Here is an 18,457-nt window from a genome sequence, read left to right as displayed (position 1 = left end):
AGATTACACGTGTTTTAATTTAGATATTTGCGATAAAACTGACGCTGTGATTTCTTCTCCCGCCAGCATGCCGCTTGCAACCGTTTTGCGAAGTTTCGGATCGTGACTCAATACCTCGCCGTGCGCGGGTGCGATGCCAAAATCGGCTTCACGGATCAGTTCAAGGTCAAGCAGAGAATCTCCAGCCGTATAAATTTCATCAAGAGAGAGCCTGGATTTCAGGTATTCGACCGCTTTCCACTTATTAAGCGGATTGGGAATAAAGTAAAGCTTTCGCCCTTGCAGGGATACTTGCCAGCCCTTATCCGCTCCCCACTTTTTCACAGCCGATATATCAATGTACGGTATTTTTTCCTCATGTAAAATGAGATACACAAAATAGTGATGGGCGATTCGGGTTCTTTTTACCGCATCTGATAACGAGAGACCTGCAATTTCCCTCAGCATGGCCTCGATCGCCAGACACGACGCCAGCTCCTCTTTCATCAGCTCGTCCCACTCTTTCAGAGGCTCGCCGTCCTTTAAGATGCACCCGCCATTTGTTGTCACCGCATATTCCGGCACAATGTCCTGCTGGAAACATACGATTCTCTTATACTGTTCGTTTGTACGCGTGGTCACAGGGATAAAATAGTGATCCTTCTGAATCTGATTTATATGCTCTTTTACGGCTGAGGAAATATAAGAAAGCTCCCGCCCATTTAATGTTTCTATCAGCTCAATCCCGGCTTCCTTATCGGGCGTGCCGATCATGCGCCTTGAATAAATTAATGTTCTGTCTAAATCGCTGGCAAACGCGTTCATAGGCTTTTCTCCGCCGGACGAATTAGCCCGCAGCAGCTGTAAGACATGTTCTCGTATTCTTCTACAGGCACTCCCCGATCCTTTGCCAGTAAAAGAATATGTTTCAGCGTTTCTTCTGCGCCAGGCTGAATTAGTATTTTCCAAGGCACTCTGCGAAGAAGCACACGGGTCGTTTCTCCGACTCCCGGTTTGATCAGGTTCGTATTGCTGATGCCAAATTGCTCTCGGATCGTCTCAATGGAAACCAAGCCGCTCCAATCCGGTTTCATATGTGCGCGCTGAAAGCTAATTGCCAGGCGTTCTGCTTCTTTAAAAATAGACGGAAATTGCTCCGCTATCGTTTCAATATAGAATACAGAAACATCCTCTTCGCTCAGCTCACGGTAATATTTCGCCCCGTGAAAATCATTCGGCCCCATCCATTTTTCATTTAAGACCGTTCGGCTGACAAGACCCGAGACCGTAGAGTTCAAGCAGGCACTCGGAATCAGAAAATCCTCCTTCGTTCCGTAGATGTCCGCGCAATCACCCGGATCGGCAAGCACCGCAATTTCTGAGGAAAGTCTCGTATTCCAGCGCTGGTTAAACTGTTGGATGGATCGGTTCAGTTCTTTTGTAATAGCGCCTTTGCCTGTCCAGCCGTCGATAAAGGCGATCTTTCCGTCTGGATGATGCTTCAGCATATACTGCAAGGCGTTTTCATCAATTCCTCTGTCCCGAATAATCGATATGCTGTAGTGCGGAACTGAGATGTGATACTTCATTTTGATGTACCGTTTGATCAATACACCGATCGGCGTGCCTGCCCTTGCCAGGCTGCACAAAACCATATGCTTACCGTGTTTGGCGAAAAGCTGCTCCGCCACAGCTCCGGCCGCCAACGCAACCTTCTGTTTACTGTCTTCAAGCGAGGCATAAAACAGTTTCATATACTCATCTGTCGGCTTATATTCGATCGGCAGCATTTCAGAGTAATGGGTGCCGCTTTGAATCGACCGTTCCCGTTCTTCCGTGCTTTTTTCAATCGAAACGGCGGACAAATCTTTTAATAGAAAGGTGACATCCTCCTTCGAATAGCTTCCAATCCGGTCAATTATCTCTGTCAATTCAGATCACGCCTTTCCTGAAAGGGTTACAATATGGATATGCGGCACTTCTTTTTCTTTGAATAGATGAAAAATTGGCTGTAACGCCTCATCCGAAACGGTCTTTTCAAGACAGAAAAAGACTTCGTCATACGCTCCGGAGGGGAGGTTATAGATAAAATGGCGAACCCCCTCATCTTCGGGATTCATAAATGAATATCCGTTTTGCACAGCATAGCCCTTTTTGGCAACAGGGTGAATCGGACTGCGGGTAGTAGATTGATAGGAAATAGAGCCGTGAAGATGCGCTGCGATTTTCATAGGGATGTACATCAGCTCTCCCGTTCCGAGCACAAGCGTTCTTCTCCCCTTCCGATATTGTTCCACATGCTGTGCAGCTAGGCGGCAGGCCTCGTGGACGGCCTGCCTGTCACTCGCCTTTAAGCCAAATCGCCCTGTTTCCTTCACATAAAAATGCTCGTCTGCGAATGTGGCCGGCTGATAGGGTAAGGATGCAAAGAAGCCGGACAAGTCGATGTCTGTTCTGTTTATTGCTGATTCCTGCGGCTTCGGTTTGTAATCATAGGTGGACTCTGACAAAAGCTCTCCCTTAAAGGAAATGCGCCCAGACAGTAAAGCTGTTGTTGATATGGTAACCCCTAATTCCCGTTCCGCTTCAGCATAAGCTTGTTTGTGTTCCTCAGTCCGCCAATCCAATAAAGACAAAACAGCGTACTCTTTGCGGGGAAATTTCGATTGTATATCCCGAATGATATGCAATGCCGTTTTTCCTGTTGTGATTTCATCATCCACGAGAATCACCGGGCAATTGTTGTTGATCATATGAGGTTCCGCATAGCACAGCTGATCGGTCGCATGGGAGTGCTCCTCGACAAATGTAATGGAAGGCTCGTTGTTTCGTATTTGTTCACGTGTTGTATGGACATACGACGCATTCTCAATGCAGTCATAAACCGCGTGTCCAAGTGCTGTCGCCGTTTCCGCAAACCCGATCACAAGCGGCGCCTCCTCTAGTGCCATGCGCTGCTTTTGCAATGTTCGATAAGCATCCCGAAGCCCGCTGTCCGTTCCTGAAAGAAACCCGTTCAGAATGTCAGCCTTCTCCTTCAGCTCACGGCCCGTTTTTCGTTCAGCGTACTCCAAAGCAAGCAGCCCTGACGCTAAAAGCGGCTTCAGCGGATGAACTGGAATATGCTTTCCCAGCACTTTGCTGACAAATAAAAAACCTCTTTTTTTGTTCACTCGCGCCGCCATTTCAAATAAGACTTGCTCCGGAATAGAAAGCGGATTGTCAGTGACCGACAGATCAACCGCCATATTGTCCAATATTTGAAGTGGTTTGCTGTTCGTTGAGCAAATCGGAGAAAGATCGGTTTTCATGATACACCCCATAAATTTCTGATTTTATTATGATGTTCTCAGCCCATTTCATATGGGGCTTCATTTCATTCATTTTGTTGGAAAAATGGCTTTTCATCACTCCGATTGAACCGTTTCCGTGATGAATAATGCTTAACGCATCCATATAGTCTTCCTTTGATACAACATACAGGCTGTTTACCGCTTTAAGCTGAGACGGGTGAATGACTGTTTTTCCGTGAATCCCGTTAGCAATATCAAGCTCTGTTTCCTTCACCAAACCTTTGACATGCTCATTCAGCTCAGCAGGCTGGTGTCCTGATAGAAGGTGAGGCTTTTGCGCTGCCTGGAAATATTCCCAGACCGGTCCAGAAACGACAAATGTCCGGCCGAAATAATTGATGACATCCGCCATAAAATCGGAAATCAGGCGAATATCATAGATGGTTTGCCCCGGCTTTCTCCGGATGCCGTATAACCCGCACAAATCAGTCGCACCGATTCGCACGTTTAGAATCAAGTCCTGATATTGATGCAGAACCGCACTCAGCTCTCCGAAAGCCTCCGTCCGTGTCTCTTTAGAAAGCAAATCAGGCGTTTCTAAAATCGGCATTCCATAAATCGGCGCTCTCCTATCGCGAGAGATGTTTTTCAGCGTTTCGGCATAGTCACGGGCGTTCACTTCTGAACATTTCGGAAACACAAAACCGGTTAACAAATGGAGAAGGTGCTTCAAGCGGCCGGCCAGCTCCTGCATCTGCTTTGGAGAACGCACCCTTATAAACATGATCGGAAGATTTTCCGGTTCTATTTTGTTTTGCTGAATTGCCTGTTCTATGAGCTCAAGCTGAATGTTGAGATTATGTTCAGCCTGCTTGACTTCATGATCCCCGATCGCATCCTCTAAGCAGAACACAACGGACGTTAGATCCTCGTATTTTTGTTCAGTAATCATAGCGCCGATGTCGTGGCGGGTTGCAGGCATATATAATAGGGCTCCCAGCGCTTGTTCAAGCCACTTTTTCGGCGCCTCTTTCGTGACCTGTTTCGGCACTTGATAAAATACATGCTCTTCTTGACGCGCTGATAAATAGTGGAAATACCGCAAACCAGTCACCCTCTTTTCTGTAACAAAAAAGGAAGGACATGAAACTCCCTCCTTGTTTTGTTTTATTCTTCTTTTGACGCAGCTGTTTGTTCGCGCACCTGCTTTTGTTTGTTGATATAGTGAATGATAAATGTCACCGCAAATGCAGCGATAATGATCATGAAGAATACAGAGTGCGGCATTTCATAATGGAAAGCGCTCCCTGCCATTTTCAGCGCGATAATTCCGATTAACACGAATGCTGTGTTTTCAAGCTCAGGAATTTTATCAATCAGAACAAGGAATACTTTTGCCACTGTACGCATCATTAGAATACCAAGCATACCGCCGATCAGAAGCACCCATACTTTTTCAGATACCGCAAATGCGGCAAGGATGCTGTCCACAGAAAAGGCAAGGTCCATTAATTCAACTGAAATAACAGTCGCCCAGAAGATACCGAACGTGCGGACCATCCAAGAATTTTTCTTAATGCCGTCTGTTTCCTCTTCTTTTTCGCCAATCCAGAAGTGCTTAATGACGAGCCAAGCGAGATAAAGCGCGCCAAGCACCTTGATCCACCAGAATTTAATGAGGAGCATACCGAGCCCGATGAAAATAAACCTGAAAATATAAGCTCCAAACAAACCATACGTTAACGCTTTTTTCCGCTGTTTTTCCGGCAGATGTTTGACCATCACCGCAAGAACAAGCGCGTTATCGGCCGATAAAAGGCCTTCCAGAACAACAAGGGACCCGATCAGACCCCAGGAAACAGGATCAGAAAGCACTTCCCCCCACATTTTCCAATCGAAAAATGAAGCATACGTAGACATGATATGATGTAAAAAGTCCAAATTTTTTCCTCCTATTAATTTGAAACGGTGACTTCTCTATTTGTCACTCGCTTACACTTGCAAACCGTAGTTCCGGCACAATGCTGCCAGCCCGCCGGAAAAACCGCTGCCGATCGCATTGAATTTCCACTCGCCGCCGTGTCTGTAAAGCTCACAAACGACAACAGCTGTTTCAATTGAGAAATCTTCTCCCAAGTCGAAGCGAAGAAGCTCATTCTGCGTTTCTTCGTCAACAACACGCACAAACGCATTGGAAACTTGTCCAAAGTTTTGGCTGCGTGCTTCAGCGTCGTGAATGGTCACTGTAATGCCGATTTTCTCAATGTGAGCAGGGATCTTCGAGAAATCAACGATAATCTGCTCATCATCTCCGTCACCCTCACCCGTGCGGTTGTCACCCGTATGGGTGACACCGCCGCTCGGATGTTCAAGGTTATTATAGAAGACGAAATCGAGATCATTCACGCAGTTATCATGCGCATCAACTAAAAAGGCGGAAGCATCCAGGTCAAAATCGTGTCCGCCGGAGTACTTATTTGTATCCCAGCCTAAGCCGATCACCGCTTTTGTGAGTCCCGGATTTGTTTTTGTTAAATCAATGCGCTGTCCTTTTGATAATTGAATGGCCATACTGCCTCTCTCCTTTCTGCTCTTCGTATTTGTCTTAACCGACTTGCAAACCGTAGTCCGTTGCAATGCGGGCAAGGCCGCCTTGGTAGCCTGAGCCGATAGCGGAGAATTTCCACTCGCCGTTATGTCTGTAAAGCTCCCCTGCAATGATTGCCGTTTCAATAGAGAAGTCTTCGGCAAGATCGTAGCGAATGAGCTCTTCATTTGTTTCTTCATTTACGATGCGAACGAACGCGTTTGATACTTGTCCAAAGTTTTGGCTGCGCGCTTCCGCTTCGTGAATGGTGATCACAAATGAGATTTTATCAATGTTAGCAGGCACAGCGCTGAGATTTACTTTTACATTCTCATCGTCGCCTTCGCCAGCACCAGTCAGGTTATCGCCTGAATGAACGACTGAACCGTTGCCGCCTTCAAGCTGATTATAGAAAATAAAATCATTTTGAGATGCGCATTTTCCAGACGCATCTAAAAGAAACACACTTGAGTCAAGATCAAAGTCATGTCCGCCGTCATACTTATTCGTATCCCAGCCCAAACCGACAACAACCTTTGAAAGACCCGGATTCGTTTTTGTTAAATCTACTTTTTGTCCTTTTGCCAATGAAATTGCCATGTTTCATCCACTCCTTTTTCTTTTATACGTATCGGTTGACAATATCTTCTAATCTTGTATCGTTTGTGCCTTCGCCGACCGCCGCGAATTTCCACTCGCCGTCCTGGCGGTAGATTTCAGCCGTAATCAGGCTTGTTCTGCCAGCATAATTGTCTTTCAAATTGTATTTGAGCATTTCTTCATGATTTGATTGATCAACAACACGGATAAAAGCATTTTGAATCATGCCGAAATCCTGTTTTCTTCTTATGCAATCATAAATATTCACAACAAATACAAGCTTATTAATGTTGGCAGGCACTTTCGCCAAATCAATTAAAATCTGCTCATCATCGCCCGCTCCGTCGCCTGTCAGGTTGTCACCTGTGTGCTTGACACTGCCGCAGCGGCTTTTCAGGTTTCCAAAATAAATGACATTTTTTTTATCAGTGAACTTGCCGTTTTCCAGCATCAGCACTGATGCGTCACAGTCAATATTTGGTCCGCCTCCGCCGAGCAGCTTTCCAAAAAAGCCGCCGCCTGATGAAACAGGGTCCCAGCCGAGACCCACCATCAATTTTGACAGACCCGCTTTTCCTTTTGTTAAATCAATTCGCTGACCTTTTTCTAAAGAAATTGCCACACGATTCACTCCTAATCATCAAAATGTGAATATAGTCACATTTATTTTTACGTACAAACGTAACTTGAATGCCCGTAAATTATTAATATATACGTTTTTTATTATATCAAAGTTTCGTAAAAGTTTAGAATAATTGACGAAAATCCTCGAAAAAAATCTCCCATATTTGATATGTCTTTAGCAAATCATATGAATGACGGATCTTAAACAAACCATTTGACGTGAGCGAGTCATTTTGCCTATTCTTGTATCACATTCTAAAAAGCAACGGAAAGGAAGCGGCCTTTTGATTCATTTAAGCATACTTGATCAGGCACCTGTTTCTAAAGGAGAAAGCCCCATGACAGCCCTTCAGCATTCGGTTGAGCTGGCCGGACGAAGTGAAGAGTGGGGCTATAAGCGTTATTGGTTTGCCGAGCACCACAGCACGAAAGGACTGGCAAGCACGGCACCGGAAATTATGATCGCACGCATCGCGGCTCACACCAACAAGATTCGTGTCGGGTCTGGCGGTGTGCTTCTGCCTCAGTACAGCCCGTTTAAGGTGGCCGAAACCTTTCGCCAGCTTGAGGCCTTGTATCCGAACCGGATTGACCTCGGCCTCGGGCGTTCGCCGGGCGGAACGACGAAAACCCGGCTCGCATTAACCGACGGCATCAAAAAAAGCTTAACCGATTTTAACAGACAGCTTCAGGATGTCTCTTATTTTCTGACCGATTCGCTTCCCGCCGGGCATCCGTATGCCGGGATCAAAGCAGCGCCTCTTATTGATACAGTGCCGGAGCTTTGGGTGCTTGGATTGGGGGAAAACAGCGCAAGGCGAGCGGCCCATCAGGGAATCGGATATGTATTTGGACATTTTATTAACCCCGAACGAGGGGAAAGCGCGTTTCGCGTCTACCGGGAAAGTTTTCGGCCATCAGCTCATTTCTCTTCTCCAGCGGCACTGTTTACGATTTTTGTTATTTGCGCAAAAACAGATGAAGAAGCAGAAGAGCTCGCGTTAAGCCAAGATTTGTGGCTTCTTCGCGTCGGGAAAGGCTTGGACAGCAGGGTGCCAAGTATTGAGGAAGCGAAAGCATACCACTATACCGAATCAGATAAAAACCAAATACGAGAAAACAGAAAGCGCATGGTCATCGGTTCTCCAAGCACTGTAAAACAGCAGCTTCTAGAGCTAGTTGACCGCTATGAAACAAATGAAATGATGGTTCTTTGCAATGTGTTTGACTTTGAGGCGAAAAAAGAATCCTATGAGCGTCTTGCAGAGTTATTTCTATAAAAAAAGCAGTTTTTCCTGAAGGAAAAACTGCTTTTTATTTTTACCTGCGTCCTTTTTTACGCTGGGTTTCTTTTTTGATAAACGTCCATATCCCTTGAACTGCAAATCCGATCAAGAGCAGAACAATTAACAGCAGGGTAATGGAAGGCCCTGGCGGTGTGCCGAGCTGATAAGATGATGTCAGTCCCATAAATACACTGAATAAGGAAATGAGAATGGCTGACATAAATACCATGTTAAAGCCTTTTGCGATTCTAATGGCGAAAGCTGCCGGCAATACGAGCAGTGCCGATACGAGCAGTACGCCGATAATTGGAATAATAACTGAGATCGCAAGACCAGTGACAATACTGAATGACATCGACAGAATGTTTGTATTGATTCCGGACGTTTTGGCTGTTGCTTCATCAAATGTCAGCAGGTAGAGCGGCCTTTTTAATACGATAAAATAGAGCAGGATCAACAATGTAATGATGCCGATAATATAGACCTGCTGCTGGTTAACCGTCACGAGCGACCCGAATAAGTACTGGTCAATGCTCATATTGGCGGCGCCTTTCGAAAGGCTGATTAAAAACATCGCGAAGGACAGACCCGCCGCCATTAAAATGGCAATCGATACTTCCGAGTATGTCCGGTATGCCCGCCGCATGTATTCAATCCCGATTGCGCCGACGGTCACGACGACTATGCTCGCCGCGGTAATATTGGTGCTGAGGAAAAAGCCGATGGCAACACCTGACAATGAAATATGTGAAAGTGTGTCAGCCATTAAGGCCTGTCTTCTGAGAACGAGATACACCCCTAGTATCGGGGCCATGATGGCAATCATGCCGCCTGCTAGAAAAGCTCGTCGCATGAATTCCAAGTCAAACATTTCCATCCGCCTTTTTCTCCTCTCTCTAATCGAATCACTTTATCTAAAAATTGCTGTACTTCATTTTGTTCATGAGTGACCATCACAACTGTTCGGTTGTGATTTTTCACAAGATGGTGCATAAATTCGTAAAATCCTTTTCTGCTGTCGTGGTCAACGGCTGTTGTCGGTTCGTCCAGCATTAAGAGATCCGGGTTGCTGGCAAGCATTCTGGCGATACAGATTTTCTGCTTCTGTCCGCCTGATAAATCGCCGATTTTCCGGTGGCGGAGCTCCCACATTTCCACCATTTTCAGTGCTTTTTCCACTTCGAGATGATCTTCTTCATTTAAACGTTTAAACCATTTTCCTTTTGTGTAGCGGCCTGACTGAACAAGCTCCAGTACTGTGCTCGGAAAGCCGGCATTAAATGAAGAAATTTGCTGCGGAACGTACCCTATCGTCAGGCGTTTTCCTTCTGTATTCCTTTTACTGATCGTCACCGTGCCTTCCCACGGTTTCAGCATGCCGAGCATCACCTTCATGAGCGTCGATTTAGAGGCCCCGTTTGGTCCTGTGATGCCGACAAACTCTCCGCTTTCAATATCAAGTGAAACCTTATCCAACACAGGCTTGTGGGAATAGCCGAAAACGATATCTTTCAATGAGACGAGATTCATGTCAATCTTCCTTTCTCACAAAGAAATAGTGTGCACCCTCCGGCGCACACTATCTTATGATTTATCCAATAGTGAATCTTTCAGGGCATCGAGGTTTTGTTTCATAATGTCGATATACCCTAAACCTTTATCCTGTTCTTCTTTGCTTAAGCCTTCCAGTGTATCGAGCACTTCTGTCTTCGCGCCGATTTCATTGGCAAGCGTTTCTGCGACCTTTGAGGATGCAATTTCTTCAAAGTAAATCACTTTTACGTTATGTTCTTTGGCATATGTTTTCAGCTTTGCCAAGTCAGCTGCGCTTGGCTCTTGGTTAGGAGAAATCCCTGCAATCGGAACCTGGGTCAAGCCGTATTCTTTTGCCAAATAGCCGAAAGCTGTATGCTGCGTGATGAATTCTTTCTTCGCCGCTTTTTTTACGGTTGTACGATATAGTTTATCAAGATCCTGTAGTTTTGCAATATATTCTGCACTATTTTTCTCGTAGTATTCTTTATTATCCGGGTCCTGTTTTATGATTTGCGCCGTTATATTTTTAACTTCCTTTTGCGCCAGAACAGGGCTGAGCCATACGTGAGGGTCCATTTCATGGCTGTGCTCATGCTCCCCATGCTCATGCTTCTCGTGTTCTCCGTGCTCTTCATGTTCTTCTTCAGAGCCTTCCATTAAATCAATGCCTTTGCTCGCATTGACGAAAACGGCATGACCTTGACCCATGCTTTTTTCAGTTGATGGAACCCATGTCTCCATGTATTCACTATTATAAACGAACAAATCAGCATCCTGAATGTTGGCAATGTCTTTCGGCGTCGGTTCCCAATCATGCGGTTCGACGGAAGATGGAATTAACAAATCCACATCGCCTTTGTCTTTTACAATTTGTTTCGTAAATTCATACATCGGGTAGAACGTTGTGACAATATGCAATTTATCACTCTTAGAATCCGCCGACCCTTTTGTTGATGAGTTGCCGCATGCTGCAACCATTAAAAAGCACGCTGCAATCACAAACAAACCGCTCCATTTTTTAAACATATCGTATATCCCCTCTTTTTCATATTCACTTAAATCAAAATGATAACGATTTTGTAATCCTATATCATAATAAACCGAAGTCATTACGTTTTGCAAGGTTAATTTTCATTTTGATTTTATTTTTCCCGTCTATGGCGCGAATATATGCACTTAAAAAACCCGGCTGAAAATGCCGGGCTGAATCATTTGATTGTATTGTCCAGAAGATACACTCTGCTCTCATAAGGCTGTAACACCATTTCGTCAGCAAGGTCGCCGTTGTTTTTATAATTGCTGAGAAGCAGGGATGACTGATCCTTGCCGCATTGCTTAGGCCAGCGGAAAACAGCCTGCTCTTTTGAAAAGTTATTGACCGACAAAAGCCGCTGTTTGCCGTTTTCTCTCATGTATACAAACAGCTGCGGATCATCCGGAAACAAAAGTTCATAGCTTCCTTTGATGAGATCAGCGTATCGCTTTCTCAGGCTGATCAGCTTTTTGTAATAGGTTAAGATTGAATCAGCGTCTGTCTGCGCCTCTTCCACATTGATGGACGTGAAGTTCGGGTTGATCTTCAGCCAAGGCGTACCGTCAGTAAATCCGGCATTTTTGCCGCTGCTCCACTGCATCGGCGTCCGGGCGTGATCCCGGCTTTTGGCTAAGATCGATTTCATCACATCTTCCGGATCATAGCCTTTTTCAAACACCCGTTTATGATACATATTGATCGTTTGGATATCTTTGTAGTCCTCAATCCGGGTAAACGGAGCGTTTGTCATCCCGATTTCTTCTCCCTGATAAATATAAGGCGTTCCCTTCATGAGATAAAGAACGGTGGCGAGCATTTTCGCAGATGCTTTGCGGTATTCCCCATCGTCTCCGAACCTGGACACAATCCGGGGCTGGTCGTGGTTGCACCAATACAACGTATTCCAGCCTTCATGTTCAAGCTTTTTTTGCCATGTTGTCAAAACCGATTTTAAATCAGAAAGCTCAAGGGGCTTTACATCCCAATGTTCTTTTCCTGGCTGCTGGTCAAGCTCCATATGCTGAAAGTGAAAAATCATATTCAGCTCATGCTTATCGGTTCCCGTATACTTCAGCCCTTCCTCCGGTGTGACACTGCCAACCTCTCCGACAGACATCACATCGTACCGGGAAAATACTTCATCTGTCATTTCTTTTAAATAGTCATGAATTCGTTCGCCATTTGGCTGGAAAGGCTTTGGCTCTGCCTGCTGATTGATATAGTCCTCATACGAAGGAAGATATTCTTTCTTAGAAATGAGATGGAGCTGATCAATGCGCAAGCCGTCCACCCCTTTATCGAGCCAAAACCTCATCATGTCAAACACCGCTTGGCGCACCTCAGGATGTTCCCAATTTAAATCAGCTTGTTTGACGGCATTCATGTGGAGATAATATTCTCCCGTGTGCTCCTCGTATTGCCAGACCGGGCATCCGTAGTCAGACACCCAGTCCGTCGGAGGACCATTCTTTGTACCGGGGCGCCAAAAGTAATAGCTGCGGTATTTGCTGTTTTTGTCCAGCTCCGCTTCTTTAAACCACGGATGCTCGACCGAGGTGTGATTTAACACAAAATCCATCACCAGCTTTAAACCGCGCTGGTGCACCTGGTCAAGCAGTTCGTGAAAATCGTCCATCGTTCCGTATGAATCCATAATCGTCCTATGGTCCGTCACATCATAGCCGTAATCAACATTCGGAGAAGGATAGATCGGGCAAATCCAAATCACATCTGCCCCGAGCTCCTTTATGTAATCAAGGCGGGAAATGATCCCCCGCAGGTCTCCAATTCCATCTCCATTGCTGTCCTGAAAGCTTCTCGGATAAATTTGATACACCACCGCATCCTTCCACCAGTCTGTTTTCATCCCGCAATCCCCCTGTTTTGTGTTCTATTCAAGCTGAGATGGATAAAGTGTCATTCCGCCGTCGACGAATAGTGTTGTGCCGGTCACATAGCTCGCTTCCTCAGATACGAGCCAAGCCGCTGCTGCCGCCACTTCTTCCGGCTTTCCGAAGGTTTTCATCGGAATCTTTTTCAATTGTTTTTGTCTGTTCTCTTCCTTTTTTGTATCAACATTTGATTCTGTGGCAATGGTGCCGGGCGCTATCGCGTTGACGCGGATTCCCTTATCCGCATAGTTGAGTGCCAGCGTTTCTGTCATCATCTTGATGCCGCCTTTGGACGTGGAATACTGAACGTTGACGGGGCGCGGGATCTGCTGGTGAACGCTCGAGATATTCAGCACATTGCCTTTGATGTTGTTTTTCATCATGTGGTTAAGCGCTGCTTTTGCTCCCATAAAGGTTCCTGTGACGTTGACATCAATGACTCTCTGCCAATCTTCTAGACTCATCTCATGCGGCATGGCCTCCGCGCCGTTAAAGCCGGAGTTGTTCACCATGATATCGAGCGTGCCGAAATGCTCTAAAGCGGCGTCCAAGAGCGCCTGAATCCCTGCTTCTTTTGACACGTCTGCCTCAACTGCGACAGCTTTCCCTCCGTTATGCTTAATGATGTCCATCGTTTCATCGGCTCCAGATGGGTCGCTGTGGTAGTTCACAACAACATTCATGTTCTCCTGTCCAAACCGTTCCGCAATGGCTTTCCCGATTCCTTTTGAAGAACCTGTCACAATCGCTGTTTTTCCGGTTAAATCTTTATACATAAACGATATCCTCCTCTGATTTTCCATTATGCAGTGGAAAATACCCTATTTTTCCGGGTTAAAAACAGCACAAAAAAACAGAGAACCGATTATGTTCTCTGCCATTTCCTATTGAAAACGCTGCTCAGCAAGCTTCTTTTTAATATTCATCAGCCTTTGGTAAAAGAAAGCGGCGGACTCGTAGCGTTCCAGCTGATTGAAACGTTCCGCTGTATCATGCAGCAGATCTTCAGCATCGGCAAGAAGCTGGCGGGATTCCAGCAGGTCAAAGCATTCTTTAAGTACATTCCGGTCGCCGCTTCCAAGATACAGCTCATGAATGAGGCGGAATTTCGTCAAATATATGTCATCTTTCCATTCAGAGGCGCTCTTTACCCCACGGTCATACGTCTCTACCGCTTTATCGTATTTTCCCTCTTTACAGTAGATATGGGTCAGTGAAAAAACGGCTTGAACGGCCTGCTGAAAGTTGTGCTCCTCAAAAATGGCGGCGGCTGTTTTGAAATAGCCCTCCGCTTCACTGTAATCGCCCAGACTGTACTTACAGTGCCCGACATTATAATGGGCAGCGGCGATCATATACGCTTCTTCCAGCTGCCTGGCATGATCTAAGGCGCTGCACAAGTGTGTCAGCGCTTTTTCATGATGATAAACATCGGTCAAATTTCCGGCGATGATAAATTCACACTGCACGCGGCGGCGCCCGTACAGTTCATATTTCGTATAGATATCAAGCGCCTGGCTCGCATAATTCATTGAAAAATACGTTTGTTTGATGTGATAATACACTTCTGCAACCTTAAAAAGAAACTCAGCTTTTTCGATCTCATCCTCGACATATTCGAGTTTTTCCTCGGCATGCTTATAATGGTCAATCGCTAGTATGAAATTTTTCTGCTTAAATTCGTACATCCCTCTGAAATAATAAAAGTAGTATTCCAATAAGCCTGTGAGTTTTTGCTGATTGCTTTCAATTTCGTTCAGCATATCAGAGAACGGAGGCTTGGTGTCGCTGTCTTTCACCGGCATCAGCTTATCAAGCATGATTCGATGCCGGAATTCCATCAAAGAAAAATATAAAAGCAAGTCCTGATTTTCTTCCATGTCTTCTAAATCGTATTCGATCTCCTGCTTTAACGCTTCTGCTTGATCTGCTTCAAATGCGCGAATGAGCTTGTACCATTCGTTTAGCTTTACTGCCACTTCCTCAGATGGAATCTTTGCTCTCATCGGTCTGCCTCCTTCCTCCTGCTACTATTTATGTTATATTTTATCATAGCTGTTCGCTTTTAGAGAGAGTCAATCGTATAAGCGTCAACATTTAGCACATCATGAGAAAGTGAGACCGATATGAAATTACCCGTAAAAACATCTGTTATCTTATGTATTCTGTTTCTTCTTGATCTGTGTTTTAGTTATATACGGCACGAATGGCATTCTCAAAATGCCCTGCAGGATATGCCTGTCCCTTCGGATCTTCATCCGATTGTAAAGCAGAATGCCGATGCCCTCAAGGCCGCAGCAGCGAATAAAGGCATCACCGTCGTCATTACAGAAGGATTCAGGTCCTTTAAGGAACAAGACGAATTATATAAACAGGGACGTACAAAAAAAGGGAATATTGTCACCTATGCAAGAGGAGGGGAATCGTATCATAACTATGGTTTAGCTATTGATTTCGCCCTTCAAAAAAAGGATGGCAGCATCTTATGGGATTTGGAATATGACGGCAATCAAAACGGAAAATCAGATTGGCTGGAGGTTGTCGAGATCGCTAAGAAACTCGGTTTTGAGTGGGGCGGGGACTGGACACGATTCAAGGACTATCCCCACTTGGAGATGATTCCTGACTAGACACCCTCACAGCCTTTTCTTTTTCCTTATGTGCGCATCAATATAGGAAGGATAAACCGGCTTATATACGAGTTTGTAATACTGATCGCTGCCTGGTGTAAAATCAGGCTGCCACTCCAGCTTCACATCAAATACGGCCAAAAACGTTTCTTTCGCTTCTTCAGCAGAAACATCCGGCCTGTGATTTATTGTTTCCAATTGTTCTGGATCAATATCCGGTGCCATAAAAGCGTCAACCATTCCCGTATCCGGATTGACAATGATGCGAGCAGCGCCAAACCGCAGCGGCACTCCTTTATACCAGACAGAAAAATGATTGCGGACCCTCCCTCTTTCATCAATTCGGACGGGATTCGCTCTGAAAAATTCAGCTGCTCTCGGATAGAGGGCATACAAAAATTGAAGCGCTGTCCTTTGGCATTCTTCCGTTGAGCATTGGCGGTTGTTCTGCTGGTCCATAAAAGAAAGCGCTGCTTTTAATTTTCCGGTTTTTTTATCCGTCTTCATTTTGATTGTGTTTTTATTTCTCGTTTCAAAATAACTCCCAATGCTTAAATCCTTACGCTCCGGCGCAGTGCCTTTTCGCCACGTGCTTCCTATTTCTTCTCCAAAGTCTCTTTCACTGACTTTCTGCATATCAGGGGTAAAACCCAGCAAGGCAAATATATCGACTTCTTCCTTGTTCTGAAGCGGCGGCAGGGGCGCTCCGTTTTCTATTCTTTCGTCTGCGATATGCTGGTCAGGCACGATTTCGTCTACATCCGCTGGGTAGCTGTATCCCGGCAGAATCGGTTCATACACAAGCCTGGGTGTTTGTTCGCCGTCAATGACATCGTACATCAGCTGCAAAGTCATTGTATTTAAGTAATGGGACATAACCTTCTCTTTTGCTACAAATTCCTTTGGAACTTCGGCTTTATGCTCTTCTCCGTAATATAAAAAATGGACAATCTGTCCGCTGCGTATCATATCAACTAAAAAGCCTGAATTGGGAATCGGAAGCCCCAGCTCCATTTTGGTATAGACAAACCGGATGTGCTGCCCCCGTTCTTCCTTGCCTTGAAAATGAAAATTCATAAATGTGCCTGGATGGTTGGCAGCAGCAAATTGAAGAGCAGTCAGCTTCAGCTCGGCATCTGGAAGTTTTTTGTCTGTCTCGGAGCAGACGGTTGTTGAAAAAGTGAGCAAAGCGCCGTCATGTCCAAGTTCAACTGTAATGTGTTTTTCCGGATCTTCAGGGTCCTTCCAGATAAAGTATGCCTGCCCCTTCTTCTTTTGCTTTTGGCCGTAATCTTCTATTTCAAGCTCATAATGCGGAGGTACATTCCCGATCTCTTGCGCCTTCTTTTTCAGCTGTTTATTAACCAATGAAGTCATCCTTTCAAAGAGTCTACGACAAAGAGAATCCTGTTTATTATATAAAAAGACCTTTCTTCATTTAAAGTGAAGAAAGGTCCTTTTCTATTATTGTCGTTGTTTTCTGATATTCTTTCTGTTACTTTCATCACATCTCACCTTATACATCTGCAGCAATTGCGTGACTTTTGGCTGTTTTACCATAAACTGAAAACCGGCTCTCCTGTATGGGCTTCGATAAAACGCGGATACACCGGCTTATAGACGAGCCTGTAGCTGTGTTCTTCATCATCGCGGTATTCTCTCTCCCAGCTTAGCTCAACGTTAAAATGCTGCCACAAGATAGACTTCGCTTGTTCTGCTGAAATAGCCGGAACCGGATGAATGGCTTCCAGCTCCTTTGGGTCAATATCCGGCGCCATATAAACGGTAATGTGCCCTGTCTGGCGGCTGACGCAAATTCTAATCTGACCAAACCGAAGCGGAACCCCGTGACAGTGTGCTTCGAATGTAAAACCAGCGACTGCGTTTTCTTCTTCATCCGGTTCATCGTACCTGATCTTAAAATATTGATCGGCATTCGGAAATAAAGCAAACAAGAAACGAAGCGCAATTTTTTCGCACTCTGCCTCAGTTACTGTTAACGGCCCTTTTTTCTCCATAAATGACATAACGCCTTCGAGTTTTCCGGTTTCTTTGTTATGGATGGTTTTCAACGCTTGATGGACCCGCCCTTTGAACCAGCTGTCCATGCTCTTATCAGCCGGCTGATACACGGGATCATCCGGATTCCGCCAAACGGTCCCAATTCTCCCGTCTCCCAAGTCCGCTTCCCGCTCTTTGACAAACCCTTTTTCGAGTCCAATCATACTGCCAAGATCAGCCTTTTCGTGAATGCCTTCGAATAAAGGGAGAGGAAAGCTTTCCGGCTCCCTGTCATCGTCATCAACAAATTCTTTTTCTTCTTGGACCAAATCTGCAGGTACAGTAATGGCCCTACATTCAGGCTCATACACCAAATGCGGCTGACCGTCCCCGTTTTTGTAAACAGAACGATTGAGAACTTCAAACAATAGGTTGAACTCCACATCCTTCTTGATAAAGGCAAGTGCCTCCTCATCATTCGCGATCCGCTTTGGTTTGATGATGCTGCCCGCTTTCCCGTAATAGCGGAAGTAAATGATCTCGCCTGATAAGGTGATATCCGCCATAAATCCGCTCATGGGAAGAGGAAGACCGTCCTCTATTTGAACATATGAAAATCTCACTTTATCGCCGGAGGTACAGTCATTTTCATCACGGACAAAGGCAGAGAGCGCTCCGGGATAATGAGTCTCGACAAATTGGCGCATGCTATTCTCTAATTGCTCTTCAGACAGCCTTTTTTTGCTCTCAGGCTCAATATCACGGGAAAGGGACGTAAGCTGCCCGTCCGGATCAAGTTCCACGATAATGCCGATGTGTTCATCCTGAGGATCTATCCAACAAAAATAGGTTCTTTTCTCATTATCGCCATAATCTTCAATTTCCAGTTTTAAGTGTTCCGGAACCCGGCCGATTTCCAGTGCTTTTTGTTTTCGTTCCTCTTTCTTCACCAAGACAACCCCTTTCATCGTTCTTATGTCCTCTTCACCTAATCAA

18 protein-coding genes are annotated in these 18,457 nt (G+C 45.4%); 2 read left to right on the top strand and 16 right to left on the bottom strand.

Annotation, left to right across the window (positions count from 1 at the left end):
- Window positions 1-3: 3 nt before the first annotated feature.
- From M0696_RS01700 to M0696_RS01665, 8 genes are all read right to left on the bottom strand, one after another.
- Window positions 4-804, bottom strand: a complete 801-nt coding sequence (locus M0696_RS01700) for an HAD family hydrolase (protein ID WP_248602413.1) — start codon at window positions 802-804, stop codon at window positions 4-6.
- Window positions 801-1,910 carry a cysteine protease StiP family protein gene (locus M0696_RS01695; protein WP_248602412.1) on the bottom strand — a complete coding sequence of 370 codons (1,110 nt, stop codon included), beginning with the start codon at window positions 1,908-1,910 and terminating at the stop codon, window positions 801-803. Before M0696_RS01695 ends, M0696_RS01700 begins: the two co-directional genes overlap by 4 nt.
- 6 nt (window positions 1,911-1,916) lie before the next feature.
- Window positions 1,917-3,227 (bottom strand): phosphoribosyltransferase family protein, encoded by a 1,311-nt coding sequence (locus tag M0696_RS01690; RefSeq protein WP_248602745.1) that lies wholly within the window; start codon window positions 3,225-3,227, stop codon window positions 1,917-1,919.
- On the bottom strand, window positions 3,217-4,377 hold the full coding sequence (locus M0696_RS01685; protein WP_222143652.1) for an HpcH/HpaI aldolase/citrate lyase family protein: 1,161 nt from the start codon (window positions 4,375-4,377) through the stop codon (window positions 3,217-3,219). The genes M0696_RS01690 and M0696_RS01685 overlap by 11 nt, the downstream gene beginning before the upstream one ends.
- Before the next feature lie 62 nt (window positions 4,378-4,439).
- Window positions 4,440-5,213, bottom strand: coding sequence for a TerC family protein (locus tag M0696_RS01680; RefSeq protein WP_166854371.1), 774 nt, complete (start codon window positions 5,211-5,213; stop codon window positions 4,440-4,442).
- 51 nt (window positions 5,214-5,264) lie between these two features.
- On the bottom strand, window positions 5,265-5,843 hold the full coding sequence (locus M0696_RS01675) for a TerD family protein (RefSeq protein WP_166854372.1): 579 nt from the start codon (window positions 5,841-5,843) through the stop codon (window positions 5,265-5,267).
- A gap of 34 nt (window positions 5,844-5,877) precedes the next feature.
- Complete coding sequence (locus M0696_RS01670) at window positions 5,878-6,459, bottom strand: TerD family protein (protein WP_248602411.1); 582 nt, start codon at window positions 6,457-6,459, stop codon at window positions 5,878-5,880.
- 22 nt (window positions 6,460-6,481) lie between these two features.
- Window positions 6,482-7,081: a TerD family protein gene (locus M0696_RS01665; RefSeq protein ID WP_248602410.1), complete on the bottom strand. Its 600-nt coding sequence runs from the start codon at window positions 7,079-7,081 to the stop codon at window positions 6,482-6,484.
- Window positions 7,082-7,367: 286 nt separating this feature from the next.
- On the opposite strand from M0696_RS01665, the gene M0696_RS01660 reads away from it, so the two are divergent.
- A complete protein-coding gene (locus M0696_RS01660) occupies window positions 7,368-8,363 on the top strand; it encodes an LLM class flavin-dependent oxidoreductase (protein ID WP_248602409.1) in 996 nt (331 codons plus the stop codon).
- A gap of 40 nt (window positions 8,364-8,403) precedes the next feature.
- Here M0696_RS01660 and znuB read toward each other — a convergent pair whose 3' ends face one another.
- The 6 genes from znuB to rapJ form a co-directional block, all read right to left on the bottom strand.
- Window positions 8,404-9,246, bottom strand: coding sequence for a zinc ABC transporter permease ZnuB (znuB, locus tag M0696_RS01655; RefSeq protein WP_222143489.1), 843 nt, complete (start codon window positions 9,244-9,246; stop codon window positions 8,404-8,406).
- Window positions 9,204-9,899: a zinc ABC transporter ATP-binding protein ZnuC gene (gene znuC / locus M0696_RS01650; protein ID WP_248602408.1), complete on the bottom strand. Its 696-nt coding sequence runs from the start codon at window positions 9,897-9,899 to the stop codon at window positions 9,204-9,206. Before znuC ends, znuB begins: the two co-directional genes overlap by 43 nt.
- Window positions 9,900-9,953: 54 nt before the next feature.
- Window positions 9,954-10,931: a metal ABC transporter substrate-binding protein gene (locus tag M0696_RS01645; protein ID WP_222143488.1), complete on the bottom strand. Its 978-nt coding sequence runs from the start codon at window positions 10,929-10,931 to the stop codon at window positions 9,954-9,956.
- A gap of 182 nt (window positions 10,932-11,113) precedes the next feature.
- Entirely contained in the window at window positions 11,114-12,805 is a 1,692-nt protein-coding gene (locus tag M0696_RS01640) for a glycoside hydrolase family 13 protein (protein WP_222143487.1), read from the bottom strand.
- Between the two features lie 24 nt (window positions 12,806-12,829).
- Entirely contained in the window at window positions 12,830-13,606 is a 777-nt protein-coding gene (locus tag M0696_RS01635) for an SDR family oxidoreductase (RefSeq protein ID WP_166854379.1), read from the bottom strand.
- A 108-nt stretch (window positions 13,607-13,714) separates the two neighbouring features.
- Window positions 13,715-14,836 (bottom strand): response regulator aspartate phosphatase RapJ, encoded by a 1,122-nt coding sequence (gene rapJ / locus M0696_RS01630; protein WP_248602407.1) that lies wholly within the window; start codon window positions 14,834-14,836, stop codon window positions 13,715-13,717.
- Between the two features lie 120 nt (window positions 14,837-14,956).
- Here rapJ and cwlK point away from each other — a divergent pair, with 120 nt between their 5' ends.
- On the top strand, window positions 14,957-15,460 hold the full coding sequence (gene cwlK / locus M0696_RS01625) for a peptidoglycan L-alanyl-D-glutamate endopeptidase CwlK (protein WP_222143485.1): 504 nt from the start codon (window positions 14,957-14,959) through the stop codon (window positions 15,458-15,460).
- A 6-nt stretch (window positions 15,461-15,466) separates the two neighbouring features.
- Here cwlK and M0696_RS01620 read toward each other — a convergent pair whose 3' ends face one another.
- Both M0696_RS01620 and M0696_RS01615 read right to left on the bottom strand, forming a co-directional pair.
- On the bottom strand, window positions 15,467-16,828 hold the full coding sequence (locus M0696_RS01620) for a YcdB/YcdC domain-containing protein (protein ID WP_248602406.1): 1,362 nt from the start codon (window positions 16,826-16,828) through the stop codon (window positions 15,467-15,469).
- 185 nt (window positions 16,829-17,013) lie between these two features.
- Window positions 17,014-18,429, bottom strand: coding sequence for a YcdB/YcdC domain-containing protein (locus tag M0696_RS01615; protein ID WP_222143483.1), 1,416 nt, complete (start codon window positions 18,427-18,429; stop codon window positions 17,014-17,016).
- Window positions 18,430-18,457: the final 28 nt, after the last annotated feature.

Source organism: Bacillus rugosus, assembly GCF_023238245.1.
Lineage (GTDB): Bacteria > Bacillota > Bacilli > Bacillales > Bacillaceae > Bacillus > Bacillus rugosus.
The sequence above is the reverse complement of the archived record's forward strand: the minus strand, read 5'-3'. Positions and strand labels throughout refer to the sequence as shown.